This window comes from Hyphomicrobium sp. (genome assembly GCF_019744875.1).
Classification (GTDB): domain Bacteria; phylum Pseudomonadota; class Alphaproteobacteria; order Rhizobiales; family Hyphomicrobiaceae; genus Hyphomicrobium_C.
Map to the genome: position 1 here is coordinate 324,041 of NZ_JAIETU010000006.1, position 15,050 is coordinate 339,090.

The 15,050-nt window shown below is 62.5% G+C and carries 12 protein-coding genes; 8 read left to right on the forward strand and 4 right to left on the reverse strand.

The annotated features are described in order from the left end of the window. Nucleotides 1–117 precede the first annotated feature (117 nt). The 4 genes from K2Y42_RS16700 to K2Y42_RS16715 all read left to right on the forward strand — a co-directional run bounded on the left by K2Y42_RS16700 (nucleotide 118) and on the right by K2Y42_RS16715 (nucleotide 5,572). On the forward strand, nucleotides 118–408 hold the full coding sequence (locus K2Y42_RS16700) for a DUF2218 domain-containing protein (protein ID WP_291154535.1): 291 nt from the start codon (nucleotides 118–120) through the stop codon (nucleotides 406–408). Between the two features lie 118 nt (nucleotides 409–526). Further along, nucleotides 527–2,263, forward strand: a complete 1,737-nt coding sequence (locus K2Y42_RS16705) for an ABC transporter ATP-binding protein (RefSeq protein WP_291154537.1) — start codon at nucleotides 527–529, stop codon at nucleotides 2,261–2,263. A 143-nt stretch (nucleotides 2,264–2,406) separates the two neighbouring features. Continuing rightward, the gene (locus K2Y42_RS16710) at nucleotides 2,407–3,273 is read left to right on the forward strand and encodes a MurR/RpiR family transcriptional regulator (RefSeq protein ID WP_291154538.1); all 867 of its coding nucleotides are present in this window, start codon (nucleotides 2,407–2,409) and stop codon (nucleotides 3,271–3,273) included. A gap of 214 nt (nucleotides 3,274–3,487) precedes the next feature. After that, the gene (locus K2Y42_RS16715) at nucleotides 3,488–5,572 is read left to right on the forward strand and encodes a TonB-dependent receptor (RefSeq protein WP_291154539.1); all 2,085 of its coding nucleotides are present in this window, start codon (nucleotides 3,488–3,490) and stop codon (nucleotides 5,570–5,572) included. 250 nt (nucleotides 5,573–5,822) lie between these two features. Here K2Y42_RS16715 and K2Y42_RS16720 read toward each other — a convergent pair whose 3' ends face one another. Further along, nucleotides 5,823–6,740, reverse strand: a complete 918-nt coding sequence (locus K2Y42_RS16720) for a LysR family transcriptional regulator (protein WP_291154544.1) — start codon at nucleotides 6,738–6,740, stop codon at nucleotides 5,823–5,825. A gap of 310 nt (nucleotides 6,741–7,050) precedes the next feature. On the opposite strand from K2Y42_RS16720, the gene K2Y42_RS16725 reads away from it, so the two are divergent. The 3 genes from K2Y42_RS16725 to K2Y42_RS16735 all read left to right on the forward strand — a co-directional run bounded on the left by K2Y42_RS16725 (nucleotide 7,051) and on the right by K2Y42_RS16735 (nucleotide 9,123). Continuing rightward, a complete protein-coding gene (locus tag K2Y42_RS16725; RefSeq protein ID WP_291154546.1) occupies nucleotides 7,051–7,335 on the forward strand; it encodes a hypothetical protein in 285 nt (94 codons plus the stop codon). 25 nt (nucleotides 7,336–7,360) lie between these two features. After that, a complete protein-coding gene (locus K2Y42_RS16730) occupies nucleotides 7,361–8,530 on the forward strand; it encodes a TDT family transporter (protein ID WP_291154548.1) in 1,170 nt (389 codons plus the stop codon). 308 nt (nucleotides 8,531–8,838) lie between these two features. After that, nucleotides 8,839–9,123 carry an H-NS histone family protein gene (locus K2Y42_RS16735; protein ID WP_291154842.1) on the forward strand — a complete coding sequence of 95 codons (285 nt, stop codon included), beginning with the start codon at nucleotides 8,839–8,841 and terminating at the stop codon, nucleotides 9,121–9,123. A 165-nt stretch (nucleotides 9,124–9,288) separates the two neighbouring features. Here the strand turns inward: K2Y42_RS16735 and K2Y42_RS16740 are convergent, their stop codons facing one another. Both K2Y42_RS16740 and K2Y42_RS16745 read right to left on the reverse strand, forming a co-directional pair. Beyond that, entirely contained in the window at nucleotides 9,289–10,287 is a 999-nt protein-coding gene (locus K2Y42_RS16740) for a glycosyltransferase (RefSeq protein ID WP_291154550.1), read from the reverse strand. Then, entirely contained in the window at nucleotides 10,284–11,648 is a 1,365-nt protein-coding gene (locus tag K2Y42_RS16745) for an oligosaccharide flippase family protein (RefSeq protein WP_291154552.1), read from the reverse strand. Before K2Y42_RS16745 ends, K2Y42_RS16740 begins: the two co-directional genes overlap by 4 nt. A 452-nt stretch (nucleotides 11,649–12,100) precedes the next feature. Here K2Y42_RS16745 and K2Y42_RS16750 point away from each other — a divergent pair, with 452 nt between their 5' ends. Next, nucleotides 12,101–13,309 carry a glycosyltransferase family 4 protein gene (locus K2Y42_RS16750; protein ID WP_291154554.1) on the forward strand — a complete coding sequence of 403 codons (1,209 nt, stop codon included), beginning with the start codon at nucleotides 12,101–12,103 and terminating at the stop codon, nucleotides 13,307–13,309. Nucleotides 13,310–13,354: 45 nt separating this feature from the next. Here K2Y42_RS16750 and K2Y42_RS16755 read toward each other — a convergent pair whose 3' ends face one another. Continuing rightward, nucleotides 13,355–15,037, reverse strand: a complete 1,683-nt coding sequence (locus K2Y42_RS16755; protein ID WP_291154555.1) for a GMC family oxidoreductase — start codon at nucleotides 15,035–15,037, stop codon at nucleotides 13,355–13,357. Nucleotides 15,038–15,050 lie beyond the last annotated feature (13 nt).

Below are 15,050 nucleotides of genomic sequence, written 5' to 3' on the forward strand. Positions count from 1 at the left end.
TGTGGCGGAATAGTCGATCGGGAATGTAGTAGTGCCCGTTTCGCCGGTTCATGGGGACGCGCGGCGGTGTTGTTGTCTATCAGGGCTCAAGAAAATTGTGGCACCGGGAGAGGCCAGATGCACGTCGCTGAAGCTCAGGTTAGGTCGGAGCGCGCCAGCCGCTACCTCGTACAGCTTTGCAAGCATTTCTCGCATAAGACGCCTGCGGACTACGATCAGGTGCGCGGTCAGGTCGATTTCCAGCCAGGCTTGTGCGTGATGCACGCCGCAGGCGACCAGTTGACGCTCCGCTGCGAAGCGTCGAGCGAGCTCGATCTTCACCGGGTCAAGGACATCGTGGCCGGTCACCTCGTTCGCTTCGCGGCGCAAGAGGAGCTTGCGGTGATCTGGAGCGATGGCGCCAAGTAGCGAGGTGAATGACGCGCTTGCGCGTTACCGTGTAGAGGCATTACAGGTCTGGCGACGATCCTGACAGTCCCATCGCGCCCGCGGCGCGCCCAAGCAGCGTTCGGACAAGCCTTCTGCCATGACGGAAACCCGACCGCTTCTCGCTCGCTTCTTCTCCTATTACCGGCCCTACAAGGCCTTGTTCATTCTGGATTTTGGCTGCGCGGTTGCGGCCGGATTGCTTCAGCTTAGCTTTCCGCTGGCGGTCAAATACTTTGTCGACGAGCTGCTTCCGGGCCAGAACTGGGGGCTGCTGCTGGCGTGCGCGGCGGCTCTTCTCGCCGTCTACGTGGCGAATGCCGGGCTGATGGCCATCGTGACGTACTGGGGGCATGCGCTGGGTGTCGGCATCGAAACCGACATGCGCGCCGAGGCTTTCGATCACCTCCAGAAGTTGTCGTTCCGCTTCTACGACAATGCGCAGACGGGGCAACTGATCACACACGTGACGAAGGATCTGGAGGAGGTCGGCGAGATCGCCCACCACGGCCCGGAAGACCTGTTCATCGCCGTGATGACATTTATCGGCGCCTTTCTGATGATGTTCACGGTGCATTGGAAACTGGCGCTGATCAGCGCCGCCATCGTGCCGTTCATGGCGTGGCTGACGGCGCGCTACGGTTCGCGCATGACGCAGAATTGGGAGAAGCTGTTCCGGCAAGTCGGAAACTTCAACACGCGCATCGGCGAGAGCGTTGGCGGGATCCGCGTCGTCAAGGCGTTCGGCAACGAGGATCACGAGCGCCGGCTGTTTGCACGCGACAATGAGGGCTACAAGAAAACCAAGCTCGACGCTTATGCCTACATGGCCGCGAGTGTGACGCTGAGCTATCTCGGCACGCGGCTCGTGCAGCTGATCGTGATGGTGGCGGGCGCCTGGTTCGTCCTCTCGGGTGAATTGAGCTACGGCGGCCTGATCGGGTTCATCCTGCTGATCGACGTGTTCGTGCGCCCCATCGACAAGATCACCTCGGTTCTCGAAAGCTACCCGAAGGGGATTGCGGGGTTCCGCCGCTATACGCGGCTGCTGGACACGGTGCCGGACATCGCGGACAAGCCGGGCGCCGCCATCGCGGGCCGCTTCAAGGGCGAGATCGTCTTCAAGGACGTGAGCTTCAGCTACTCCGGCGATCGCACGATCATATCGGGTCTCAACCTTACGATCGAAGCGGGCGCGACCGTGGCGCTCGTCGGGCCGTCTGGCGCGGGCAAGACGACGATCTGCTCTCTGCTGCCGCGGTTCTATGAAATCGATGCCGGGGCGATCACAATCGACGGTGTCGATATCCGCGACGTGACGCAAGCCTCACTCAGGGCCCAGATCGGCATCGTGCAGCAGGATGTGTTCCTGTTCGGCGGGTCGATCCGCGACAACATCCTCTATGGAAATCTGGAAGCGACGGACGCCGAAGTGACCGAAGCGGTTCGGCGCGCCAAGCTCGACGCGCTGGTGGCGGACCTGCCGCTCGGGCTCGATACCATCGTCGGCGAGCGCGGCATCAAGCTGTCCGGCGAGCAGAAGCAACGCGTTGCCATCGCCCGCATATTTCTCAAGAATCCGCCCATTCTCATTCTCGACGAGGCGACGTCGGCGCTCGATACGGTCACGGAATCCGCGATCCAGCAGTCGCTTGCGGAACTGGCGACGGGCCGCACCTCCTTGATCATCGCGCACCGGCTGGCGACCATCCAGCATGCGGACCGGATCGTGGTCGTCGATGAAACGGGAATTGTCGAGCAGGGCAGCCCCCGGAGCCTTCTCGAGGCCCGCGGAGCCTATGCACGCCTGCACGGAAGCCAGTTTTCGGACCGGTGACGGCTTGAGTGTACGATGGCCCGTGGGCAAACTGTCGCCCGGCTGCCGGGCCGGAGCGCCACAAGTGTTTGATCCAAGTGGCTTTCTGTTGTAATATGTACTGTAATCGTCAACAATGTAGCAGTGATGAAGGCGGCGCTGACATGTCGGCCGTAGGCAAGCCCCACGATAAGCTGAGCGACCGCATTCGCGTCCGCGGGCGCGAGATGTCGCCGTCGCTCGCGCGCGTGCTCGCGTACATCGATACGCACCGCCATGAGGTCATGACGCAGTCGGCCATGGAACTCGCGGCCGCGATCGGGACGTCGGACGCGACCGTGGTGCGGGCGGTTCAGGCGGCAGGCTTCCATGGGCTGCGGGAGCTGCGGCAAGCGCTGGCCACGGCTCTCGGGTCCGGCCAGACGCCGATCGATACGCTGACGCGCACGTTCGCCTCCATCAAGGAGCGTTCGGCGAGCGCTGTCGACCAGGTGTTCGACGACCATCGCGAAACGTTCGCGGCACTTCAGACCGAAGAGGCGCGCGCGCGCATACTGGAGGCGATCCAGTGTCTCTCGCCGGCAAACCGCGTGGGTGTGTTCGGCGGCGGCGCAACGGCGTTTCTTGGGCGATATCTTGCGCTTTGCCTCAACCAGATCGGCCGGCCGACGGCCGTGTTCGACGGCTACATGGCGCCGCTTCCGGAGCAGCTTCTGGACATGGGCGATGTCGACGCCGTCATCATGCTCGCGTTCGGAGGGCCCTATAAAGAAGCGCTGTCGACGATCGCCGAGGCGCGGCGCTTCCGGGTGCCGATCGTGCTGATCACCAACTCCAAGGAGCAGGCCCTGACGCGCCACGCGACGGTCGTCGTGCCGGTCACGTGCAGCCTGTCGGGCCGCGCCATCATCCACGGCGCGACGCTGGTCTGTCTCGAAGCCATCATTCTCGGCATGGTGACGGACAGCCAGCCCAAGACGATGTCCACCCTCGAGCGGCTGGGGGCGCTTCGCCGGTCCGTCTACAAGTAGCGGACGTGTCTATTTTGCATCGGGCGGGACTTTTCAACGAAGCCGCTCACGAATTTATTTACTACTACAGTCAGCAATCAAAATCTGCTCCCGCACTAGCCAGCCAGTGACCGACCAGCAGGTCGGCGCGAGCCAGCCCGGGCTTTTGGGCTGGAGCGCCCGCAGCTGCATCTGTGGGCGCTTCGGTGCCCGCTCGACTTTGGGGGATGATTTTATGCGTGACGTCAGTAAGGCCGCTGCTCGATCGACAAGGTTGGTTGCGAGCGCGGTGGTTTCGTGCGGACTGAGCTGTGGTGCAGCGTTCGCGCAAGAGAGCGCGGCGGAACCGGCCGCCGAGCTGCCGCCGCTGCAGGTGACGGCAAAGCAAGGCAAAAAGAAGAAGGCCGCCGTTGCCAAACCGGCGGCGGTCAGCGCGCCTGCGGAAGCTGCGCCCGCGCCGGTGCAGCCTGTCGAGGGCACAAAGGTGTCGGGTGAGCCGCGGATCGGCACGAACACGACCAACATCACGTCCCAGGATCTCGCACGCATCAATGCGACCGACGTCCAGGACGTGTTCTCGGGCCAGCCCGGCATCATCGTCGGCAGCTCGATCCCCATGTCGCAGAAGGTCTACGTCAACGGCATCGAGGAGACGAACCTCGCGGTCACGGTGGACGGGGCGACCCAGAACAACAAAGTGTTTCACCACAGCGCGACGAACTTCGTGGATCCGTCGCTGTTGAAGGCGGTGCGCGTCGATGCAGGCGTTGCGCCGGCCGATGCCGGGTTCGGCGCTCTCGCGGGCTCCATCGCCTACGAGACAAAGGATGTCGGCGATCTTCTCGACCGCGACGGCTTCGGCGGCTTCTCGAAAAACCAGTTCAACACCAACGGCGATGTGTTCACCAACAACATTGCGGCCTACGGCATGTCGAAGGGGTTCGAGATTCTCGGCTCCTTCAACATCGGTCGCGGCAACGAGTTCGAAGCCGGCGACGGAAGCATGGTTCCGGGAACGGAAACGCACTTCGAGAGCGGTCTCGGCAAACTCGCCTATCAGGCGCCGAGCGGCGACAGGTTTGAGGTGAGCCATGATTTCCTCAGCGACGACGCCTTGCGGCCCTACCGCGCCAATTTCGTCTACAACGTCGGGCTCGAGCCGGTGGTCGTGCCCTACGACATCAACCGGCAGACGACGGTCTTCAACTACAGCGATGCAACTCCGCAGGGGTGGTGGGATCCGAAGATCGTTCTCGCTCACAGCAAGACGAGCGTCGACAAGCCATTTGTCCATCCGCGCCGCCCGAACTTCATCACGCCTATTTACGGCGATGCTGAATCGTTCAACGGCAAGTTCGAGAACAAGTTCTCATTCGCCAACGGCAACGTCATTGCGGGTGTCGATTTCGTAGACAGCGAAACCGCCATCGCCTTCGATCTCGAATCTTACCGGGAGAAGAGCACCGTGGTGGGCGGGTATGCGCAGGCCAGGCTGGAGCCTGTGAAGGGAACCCGCGTCTCGTTCGGCGGGCGCTCCGACCACCAGGAGTTCACCGGCATCGACCAGACGAAATGGAACGACAGTGGCCTGAGCGGCAACGTCTCGGCCGAGCAGGATCTGTTCGGGCGCTTCCTGACCGCGAAAGCAGGCTACTCGCATATCTGGGCGGGCGTCGCACTGGAAGAAGCCTATACGGTCGACGTGATGACCTATAACGGCAACCTTGCAGCCGCGATTGCCGACAACTACACGGCGGGGCTGGTGGCGCGTTACGGCGGCTGGACCTTCGACGGCACGGTTTTCCGAACGGAAATCGCGGACGCACGCGTCAAGGCGCTTCTGCACGACGTTGAAACCGAGGGCTTTGAACTCGGGGCGCGCTACGATTGGAGCGCCGGCTTCCTTCGGGTTGCCTACGCGAACATCGATGCTTCGATCGACGGCAAGCCGGCCGATGCCTACAACGGCTACTACCTGACCACGCCGGTGGGCGAACGGATCACGATCACGGGCGTTCATACGTTCGTGGGCACGGGGTTCACCGTCGGCGCGGATGCGGTCATCGCTCCGTCCTACGATCGCGTTGCGGCGGGCAGCGGGCCCCTTCCGGCTTACGAGGTGTTCAACGCGTTCGTGGAGTACAAGCCTCAGGTTCCGTTCGATCTGACGCTGCGTCTCGACGTTCGCAACATTCTCGACGAGATGTACGCCGACCGGGCAAGCTACGGGCAGGAGTGGCTCAACGATCCGCTCGATCCGACCGTGCCGCTGTTCGAGCCGGGCCGGTCGTTCCTGCTGACGGCAACGTCCAAGTTCTGATCAAGCTCTCCGGCGAGGCGCGCGCTTCGCTCGTCTCGCCGGGGGCAGTCGATGCCTCCGGCGGTGCGCGCGGGCGGCTGTTCGTGATGCCCTGCATCTGTGTCCTCGGCATCGCGGTTTAGCGGTGTCGAAGGCAGGATGCCGGGTAGTTTTGGGGTGGTCAGTCGAGTCAGCGCTGCCAGCCTTCCCTCCACTCAATTGTGCCGGCGGAGCGCATCGCGTTTGGGTGACGCCTCCACGCGAGCGGAGCTTACTTGGGAGTGGAGGAGCGCGTTGCCAATGGTCTCTGACGCGCGGAGAGATGATCCAGGAATGCATTGCCGATGCGACTGCCGGTGCGATTCCTGTGGCGCAAGGCATGGAACTCGCGCTCGGGTAACTTAAACGGGACGTGATGCAGGAGCCCCGCTTCGATCGCGGCGGCGGCGACGGATGCTGAAATCGCGGTCACGCCGAGGCCGGCCTCGACAGCCGCGCGGACTGCCTCATTGGAAGGCAGCTCCATCACCACGCGCAGGTCTTTTGCGGCAATTCCGAGTTCCCGCATCGCGCCCTCGAACGCCGACCGCGTGCCCGATCCACGCTCACGCAGTACCCAGTCTGCATCGGTCAGGGTGCGAACGGAGGGCTTTCCGCGCGCCGCCCAAGCGTGGTTGGTCGAGGCGACCAGGACCAACTGATCGCGGGCGACGAAAATGTTTTCGAGCGTCTCGTTCTCGACCTTGCCTTCCACGAAGCCGAGCTCCGCGAGCCCCGTTTCCATGGCCTCGGCGACCTGGGCCGTATTGCCGATCGTCAGGCGTATCTCGATGCGGGGATGGGCGCGCCGGAAGCTGACCAGATGCCTTGGGAGCCAGTAGCCGGCGATGGTCTGGCTGGCGTGCACGGCAAGCGTTCCGCGTTCGAGCTGGCCGAACTCGTTCAAAGTCAGCTCGGCGTGCTCGACTTGCGCCAGGATGTTTCGCGCTTCGATCAGGAACGTCCTGCCCGCTTCCGTCAGCTCGATCCGCCGTCCGATGCGGTCGAACAGCTTCGTATCGTAGCGGGCTTCGAGCGCCGCGATGGCGTGGCTGGCCGCCGATTGCGCGAGGTTCAGGGCGTTGGCCGCCTGCGTGACATGCTGCCGCTCGGCGACGGCCACAAAAATCCGGAGTTGCTCCAGCGTCATGTCCGGCCCGTTCTCTGGTTTGCCCCATAAATCTGTAAATTAGATCGTATCTATGAATCCAATCTATTGGAACAATGAACCGGCGGCAACTACCTAAGCTGTGCAGAGACAATTTCTTGCATCAACGGAGGCAGACATGACCGCTCTCTTGCGTCGTTTCGATCGCCGGATTCAAACGCATAAAGTCGTGCCCCGGCGGGCAACGCTCAAGCTGATCGAGAGCCGCGCTGCTCCGGCTGCGCAGCCCGATACCAGCATTCATCCTCTTGCCGTCGCGGTCCCACTCGGGTGCGTGGCGTGATTTATTGTCGTGAGCTGGGCGGCCTTCGGCGGCGGAGAAACGTCGCTGGCGCTTGCCGTCGTCACCTTGATCCTGACGGTGTTTGCCGGGCTTCTGACCGGAGGCGCTGCCTACGGGCGCAATATCACCTGGGCGCGCATTCGAGGCCAAGGTTTTCGCGCCTTTCTCGAAAGGGATGCCGAGATCGCGACGGGGTGTTTGAGCGGCAAGCAGGCTCTCCTGCAAATTTCATTGATGCCCGTTGTGCTCGCGCTGGGAGCGACCGCGATTGCGTTCATCGCCGTCACGACGTGATGCGATGCCTGAAGGAGATTGTGCAATGAGCGACGTTCCGATGCAGACGGCGCCGATGTTTGAAATTCAGACCAGTGTTCTTCGGAGGATCGTGCGAAACTTTACGCCGAACTGGTTCACCGTGACCATGGGCACCGGCGCGCTGGCGCTCGTGCTGAACCAGTACCCGGTTTCGGTTCCGCATCTTCGTGACGTCGCGGCCGGCCTTTGGCTGCTGAATATCGCGTTCTTCGCGCTGTTCAGCCTGCTCTACATCGCGCGCTGGATCTTTTTCTTCCACGAGGCGAAGAGAATTTTTCAGCATCCCGTCATGTCGATGTTCTTCGGTGCGATCCCGATGGGCCTCGCCACGATCGTCAATGGTTTTCTCGTCTTCGGTCCGGACATGATCGGCGACACGGCGATTGCGATCGCGCACGGCCTTTGGTGGGTGGACGCTGCGATGGCGGTGGTCTGCGGGGTTGCCATCCCGTACTTCATGTTCACGCGCCAGGAGCACTCGATCGACAAGCTCACGGCAGTGTGGCTGCTGCCAATCGTTGCCTGCGAGGTTGCGGCCGCGAGCGCGGGTCTGCTGGCGCCGCATCTGTCGGCCTCGGAAGGATTTCTGGTTCTCGTCCTCGGCTACGTGCTTTGGGCGTGCTCCGTTCCGCTTGCGATGAGCATTCTCGTGCTTCTGTTTCTCCGCCTCACGGTTCACAAGCTGCCGGATCGAGACATGGGCGCTTCCGCCTGGCTCGCGTTGGGGCCGATCGGGACCGGTGCGCTCGCGCTGCTTCTGCTCGGGAACGATGCGCCCGGCATTTTCGCCGCGAACAATCTTGCGAGCGTTGGCGATGTGGCTCTCGGCCTCGGCGTGATCGGCGGCATCGTGTTCTGGGGTTATGGCGCCTGGTGGCTCGCGCTCGCGGTTCTGAAGACGCTCCGGTACATGCGCCAGGGGCTTCCGTTCAATCTCGGCTGGTGGGGGTTTACGTTCCCGCTTGCCGTCTACACGCTGGCGACGCTCGCACTCGCTCGTGTCACGCGGCTTGAGCTCTTCGCGGTGGTGGGGGCGGTACTGACGGTCTGTCTGGCCATCTTCTGGATGGTTGTCGTGACGCGGACGCTTCTCGGAGCATGGCGAACGACGCTCTTCGTGTCGCCCTGTCTCAAGGGGCTGCCGGAGGAGCGCTTCGAGGCGGACGCGGTTTGAACGGAAAGACTACAGCGGCGGCTCTGTCAAAAACGGCATGCCGGCGCCTTTCTGTTTCTCGATTTGCCCTTCGGCGCTTGCGCCACGCCTCCCCCGCCGGACGCCCGGCGGGGACTGGCCATGGCTTTTAGAGCAACATTTCGGGCTGCAAGCGCGCTCTTGCGGATTCTACTTCTAGTGGAGGTCACTTTCTTTTATCGCTAACGAAATTCACTGGTATTCAACGCGCAAGAATGTCTGTAAATCTCGCACGGCAAAGCGGACCTTGCAGGAAAGAATGCGAAATGAAAGCCAGCGAACTAGCCCAAATGAGCCTCAAGGACTTGCGCTCTCTGAGAGAGAGGCTGGACGACGCAATTGCCGCGCGTGAGCAGCAGGACAGGGCCGAAGTTAAGGCGAAACTCGCAGACCTGGCTTCGAAGGCCGGTTTCAGCGTGGGAGAGCTTTTTGGCACCGCTCGCGGTGGGAAACGCGGTGCGTCGCCGGTTAAGTTCCGCAATCCGAAAGATCCTACGCAGACGTGGACGGGGCGTGGACGGAAGCCGAATTGGCTGAGCGAAGCCGGCGGTGACATCGAGCGGTTTCGCGTTTAGCAATCGGGCGGTGCAGGCGGGCTTCGGTCTCGCCCATTTCGCATTGTCTGAATTTCTGTCGCAGCGGTGAAATCGCTGTTTTTCTCGCGGCGCCGCGCGGTAAATGCAACCTCCGCTCATGTCGTGAGAATAAGCGTCGTTCTATGCCAATGGCGCTACCCGGTCTCACTTGTATTCGATAAGCCGGCCTTTGCGACCCATGAGCCGAGTGAGCGCAAACTTGGTGATGCCCGCAAATTCCGCGAATTTGCCGGCCACGACCGAGACGGCAAACGGAATAGCGCCTTTGCCCATTTTTGCGCGCCGATAGGCAATTCGGGCGATCTGCGCGGGATAAACCAGCGCAACGGCGGCGATCGGCGGATAGATCATAGCGCCGAGGACGATGAGCGCCGGCAGCATGCCGCCCCAAAGGATCGCGCTCGACAGCTCGCGTCGTTTCAGTTTGTCCGGGCCGTTGCCGTGCAGCTCAGCGAGGGCGGCATACGCGTAGCCGCAGCGCTTGGACCGGCGCCACCATTGCGTCCAGTGCAGGATGTTTGCGTCGTGGCGCGTCATTGGGGCGTCGAGCCGCCAGATTTTCCAACCTGCGCCGCGCAGGCGCGCGCACAGCTCCGGTTCCTCTCCGGCGATCATGTGCTCCGCGAAGCCGCCCACTTGCTGGAAAGCTGAGATGCGGGCCAGAAAGTCCCCACCGCATTCGCGCGCTTCGCCAATGGGCGTGTCCCACTCCATGTCGCAGAGCGCATTGTAGATGGAGCGCTCCGGGAACTTCTCGCGACGGCGCCCGCAAACGATCGCGACCTCGGGATGGGCAACGAGAAACGCGGTGGCGGTTGCAAGCCAGCGCTCATCGAGATCGCAGTCGCCGTCCATGAACTGGACGAAGTCGGCGGTCGTGCCGCGCTGCAAGGCAACCGAGACGCCGAGATTGCGTGCGCGGGCGGCCGAGAACGGTTTGTCCATATCCAGCGCGGCGACAATCGCGCCGGCCCGTTCGGCAGCCTGCACGCTGTTGTCGGTCGAGCCCGAGTCGACATAGACGACTGTATTGGCGTCCGGGTGCACCGAGTTCAGAGCGCTGACGAGGCGCGCGCCCTCATTGCGGCCAATGACGACAATGAAGGCTTGCGATGTGCTGCCTGCTTGCGAACCCGTGCTCACCCGGCGCTCCCGAGGATCGTCCAGAGCTTCTCGATGGGGATGGCATCAAATGCGGTGCCGCCGCCCATTTCGTAGCGGATTGCAGACATGACGACGATCAACGCAATGAAGATCACTGTGGCGGCTGCGTCCTGCCTCAGGAACGACACGTGCTCGCGCCGTTGCCCGACGGCAAGCGTAGTGTAGCGGGTGAGGTCGCTGAAGGCGATGACGAGAATCGCGCCGATGAGGCCCGCGGTGTTGAACGCAAGCGGAAGCACTGCGAGGTAGAACGCGAGCTTAAGTCCGTTGCCGATGACATTGTAGAACGGCTTGCCAAATCCGAGCAGCGTGTACTCGTTCGTGGAGCAGAGGATGCTGACCCAGCCGCCGAGCAACAGCAACGTCAGCATCCACGACGCCTCGTGGTAGCGCGCGTCATAGATGAATGTGAAAGCGATGTCGGAAATCGTGATGCCGAACGCCATGGCTGCGGCAATGGCGATCAGGAGCTTGTAGCGCATCGGCGAGAGGCGTTCGGTGATCTCCTCGCCTTCGCGGTGTCGCGCCGACGAGACGATGGGGAAGATGACCGAATAGCCGATGCGGGCAGCCAGGAACGTGGGCAGGTCCGCGAGGGCGCGCGCGAGGCCATAGACACCCACGATCGCCAAAGGAGCTACCTTGCCGAGATAGAGACGGTCGAAGCTTGCGCACAGGAACGCGAGCATCGACGACAGGAAAATCCATCGCCCGAACGTCACGACCTCGATGGCGATCGCCTTCGAGAACATGAACTGGTTCTTGTAGTCGGTGATGATGTAGCTCAGGGCTGCGCGAATAACCTGCGCGATGAGCAGCGAAATCAGCAGGGATTCGATTGTGGGGCTGATGAAAGCGGCCGCGACGACGATGATGGCGCCGATGACGTCGTTGGCAAGATCGAAGAGGTTCAGGCGCGCGAGGGCGAGATTGCGGTGGAGCAGAAAAATGGATGTCGAGGCAAACCCTGTGACCAGCAGCGTGGCGGCGCTGATCTCGATTGCCGAGGCGGGGAGATCATAGAGCCGCCCTAGAGGCGCTGCGCAGAGGAAGAGGATCACGCCGAGCGCCACGCCGCGCAACATCTGCATGACCCAAACAGTGTTGTAGAAAAGAGGCTCGCCGCCCTTCTTGTTGTTGATAACGTTTTGCGCAAAACCGACGTCGGAGCTGAGCTCAATACCTTGCCGAATGGTATTGACGATGAGCAGCATTCCAAGCAGTTGCGGGTTAAGCAGTCGCGAGAGAATGACGTTCGAGCCGAAGCGTACGATGACCGAAAGGGCGTATGTTCCCGTCGTCCACACGACACCGTGGAGGGCCTGCCGGGTGGAGTTCAACGTCACGCCCTCGCTGTTATTTACCAATAGTCATGTTTGATCCATGCCGGCTCGGGTATGGCGCTATCAGGGTCGTACTTCGAGCGATTATCCGAAGTATGACTAATGATGCGAACGTTCGAGACTGGCGTGGAGATTTCGACGGAAAATGCGTTTGTCCGGCGTCGTGGTCTGAAATGAAAGCTGGGGCAATTGGCCGGCACCGCAACCGGTCTTGGGACCTTCTCGATAGCAAATGAACCTGCGACTTCATAGGACGCAATTGGGTTCGTTTCGTCGCGCCGGGCACCCCAAGCCGTTAGCTGCCGGTCATGTCCGGAGGGGTTATCGAGGCGGGCTCGCGCTCGCGCCATCAATCCGTAATTTAACTCTTGCACACGGGCCTCGGCCGGCGGAGGCAAAACCGCTTCCAGCCGCACACCCGTCCATAAGGCTATGAAGCGAATTCGATCATGAAAGTCGGCTACCTCCTCAACACCTATCCGATGATCACTACGACGTTCATCCGTCGGGAGATGCAAGCTCTCGAGGCGCAGGATGTCGAAGTCGTGCGCTATGGCATCCGCCCGTGGGATGGAGATCTGGTCGACGAGGCCGATCGCAGCGAGCGCGCGCGTGTGCGCTACCTTCTCAAGGGGCGGACGTCGGCTTTGATCGGTGACTTTCTCAAAGAGTGCGTCGCGAACCCGCTCGGCATGGCGCGGGCGGCCGGAACCTGGCTGCGTCTGATGCGCAACGCCGGCGGGCAGGTCGTGCGGCACTCGGCCTATCTTCTCGAGGCCGTATCGTTGAAGCGCTGGTGCGCGGACGACGGTATCGTGCATCTACACACGCATTTTTCGACGAATGCGGCAGCCGTCGCGCTTCTGGCGAAGCGGCTTGGCGGTGCCACCTACAGCTTTACGGCGCATGGGCCCGATGAGTTCGAAGACTGGCGCGCGTCGTCCTTGGCCGAGAAGATCGGCGGAGCGCGGTTTGTGGCCGCGATCTCCGATTTCTGCCGCGTCCAGCTGGCTCGCGCGTCCGGCATGTCGGCTTGGAACAAGCTGCATGTGGTGCGCTGCGGCGTTCGTCTGAAAGACTACGACGTGGCCAGCGCGCCATTCGAGGGCAACGACGTGTTCGTGTGCGTCGGCCGGCTCTGTCTCCACAAGGCGCAGACCTTGATCGTCGAGGCTGTGAGCGAGGTTGCGCGCACGCATCCGCGGGTCAAGGTCGTCTTGATCGGCGACGGGGAAAGCCGCGGCGACGTCGAAGCGGAAATCGCGAAACGGGGGATGCAGAACCACGTCATGCTTGCCGGTTGGCAGGACAACGTTTCGGTTCGGGAGGCGATGAGCCAGGCGCGCGCCGTTCTGCTGCCGAGTTTCGCCGAGGGATTGCCGATCGTGCTCATGGAAGCGCTGGCGCTCGGACGGCCCGTCATCACGACGTACATCGCGGGGATTCCCGAACTCGTCGACCGCGAGTGCGGTTGGATCATTCCGGCCGGATCGGTTCCCGACATCGTCCAGGCGATGACCGCAGCGCTCGATGCCACGCCGTCTCAGCTTACGGAGATGGGCAAGGTGGGACGCGGCCGGGTCGAGGCGAGCTACGATGCCTTTAAGAACGCGGGCGTTCTTCGCGAACGGCTCGCGGAGGCGTGCGGCGGGCAATAGAAAGCCCGCTGCACGTGTCAGCGGATCAACTCAATTGACCTTGGCTCAACCGGCCGACGGCGAGGCGTGGACGACGGCTGCCGCCGGGCGGAGCTGTTCCTTGAGATGCCCGGCGAGTCGCAGCGCCAGGGCGACGATCGTCAGGGTCGGGTTCGCCTGGCTCGAGGTGGGGAACACCGCGGCTCCTGCGATGTAGAGATTGCTCAGGCCATGAACGCGGCAGTTCGGGTCGACGACGCTCGTTCGCGGGTCGTGCCCCATGCGCGCGGTGCCGATGTGGTGGCCTCCGTATGCGCCGTAGCGGGTCATGTCGTCTTCGACGGCGTCAGGATCGTAGGCAAAGGTGCCGAGCCCGCAACGCTGGATGTCGTCGGCAAGAAGGCGGACGGCGGTTTTGACGGTTTCGACGTCTTGGCGCGTGTAGCGCCAATCGAGTGAGATCTGCGGCAGGCCGAGAGCGTCAGTGTCGTTGCCGAGCGTTATGCGGCTGTCCGGATTCGGCATCTGCTCGGCGAGGAAATCGAGGCTGAACAGGTTCGATTTCAACGGCACCACGAGCGACGGGATCTTGCGGCTGGCAAGGAAGCGGCCAGTGAGCATCTTGAACGCAAATCGCGTCGCGGCAATGGGCTCCGAGACGACATTTAGGACGTGGTGTCCGTACTGGCGAAGCGTCACGGACCCGGCCGCGCGCGTGCGGTACTCCCAGGGAAGCAGCAGGCTACCGAGATAGACGAGCGACAGGATGGCCGCCTGATGCTCCGGGTCGGCAATGTCCGGATGATGCAGGCGCGCGACGAAGTTGCCGATCTCATGCTGTCGCTGCGGTTTGGGCTCAAGGGCGAACCGCCGCCGGCAATAGGTGGCGTCGTCGGCGACATCGTAGTCGTGCCAGACGGCCGAGTTGCGATTGATCTTGATGCGGCCGAGCGTGCCTCCGATGTGGCACATGTAGTATTTTCCAACGAGGCCGTTTTGGTTGCCGATTCCGTTGGCGTGCACATCGCGGTTCGCCAGAAGCAGCCTCGGCACTTCGAGGCCGCCAGTTGAGAGCGCGAAAGCGCGGGCCTTTACGGTTGCGGTTTTGCCTTCGAGGTTGCGCAGGCGGACCTCGGTGATGGTGTTGCCCGTATCATCAAAGCAAAACTGGGTGGCCGTGGCGTGCAGCAGCACGCGCACGTTGGCGGCAGCCAGCGCGTCGCCGTAGCACGCGGCAAAGTTGGTCGGCTTGCTGAAGCGTTCGAGATGATCGGTCGAGAACGTCGTGCTCTCGAAGCCTTCGATCATCGGCTTCATGGGGCGATCGAACGCTTCGCCGATCGTGTAGGCGAAGGCGCCCGCTTCGCAGATCCGGTTTGCCTCGCGGTAGAACGGGAGAAGATCGTCGTAGGTCAGCGGCCAGCCGCTGTGGGGCACATAGCTTCTCTGCTCGAAATCGATCGGGTCGAAGGGCATACAGCGGCCGCCCCACAACACCGTGCTGCCGCCGAACTGGCGCCGGCGAAAGCGGTCGACGGGAGCATGCAGCTTCGGGTTTGCAACGCTGCCGGCGTACATGCGCTGCACGTCTTCTTCGTAGCGCTGGCCGCCGGACTCGACGAGCAGAACGTCCAGACCTTGATCGATGAACTGAAGCGCGAGCGAAATGCCTGCGGCGCCCGCGCCGATGATGCACAGGTCCGCTTCGAGACGCTGCCCATCCTCAAGTCCGGCCATGTCGAGGAGCACGTGTCGATACTCG

Coding starts and splice junctions, on each gene's coding strand:
- K2Y42_RS16710 (WP_291154538.1), top strand. CDS start 2,407: ATGTCGGCCGTAGGCAAGCCCCACGATAAGCTGAGCGACCGCATTCGC.
- K2Y42_RS16720 (WP_291154544.1), bottom strand. CDS start 6,740: ATGACGCTGGAGCAACTCCGGATTTTTGTGGCCGTCGCCGAGCGGCAG.
- K2Y42_RS16750 (WP_291154554.1), top strand. CDS start 12,101: ATGAAAGTCGGCTACCTCCTCAACACCTATCCGATGATCACTACGACG.
- K2Y42_RS16700 (WP_291154535.1), top strand. CDS start 118: ATGCACGTCGCTGAAGCTCAGGTTAGGTCGGAGCGCGCCAGCCGCTAC.
- K2Y42_RS16735 (WP_291154842.1), top strand. CDS start 8,839: ATGAGCCTCAAGGACTTGCGCTCTCTGAGAGAGAGGCTGGACGACGCA.
- K2Y42_RS16715 (WP_291154539.1), top strand. CDS start 3,488: ATGCGTGACGTCAGTAAGGCCGCTGCTCGATCGACAAGGTTGGTTGCG.
- K2Y42_RS16705 (WP_291154537.1), top strand. CDS start 527: ATGACGGAAACCCGACCGCTTCTCGCTCGCTTCTTCTCCTATTACCGG.
- K2Y42_RS16730 (WP_291154548.1), top strand. CDS start 7,361: ATGAGCGACGTTCCGATGCAGACGGCGCCGATGTTTGAAATTCAGACC.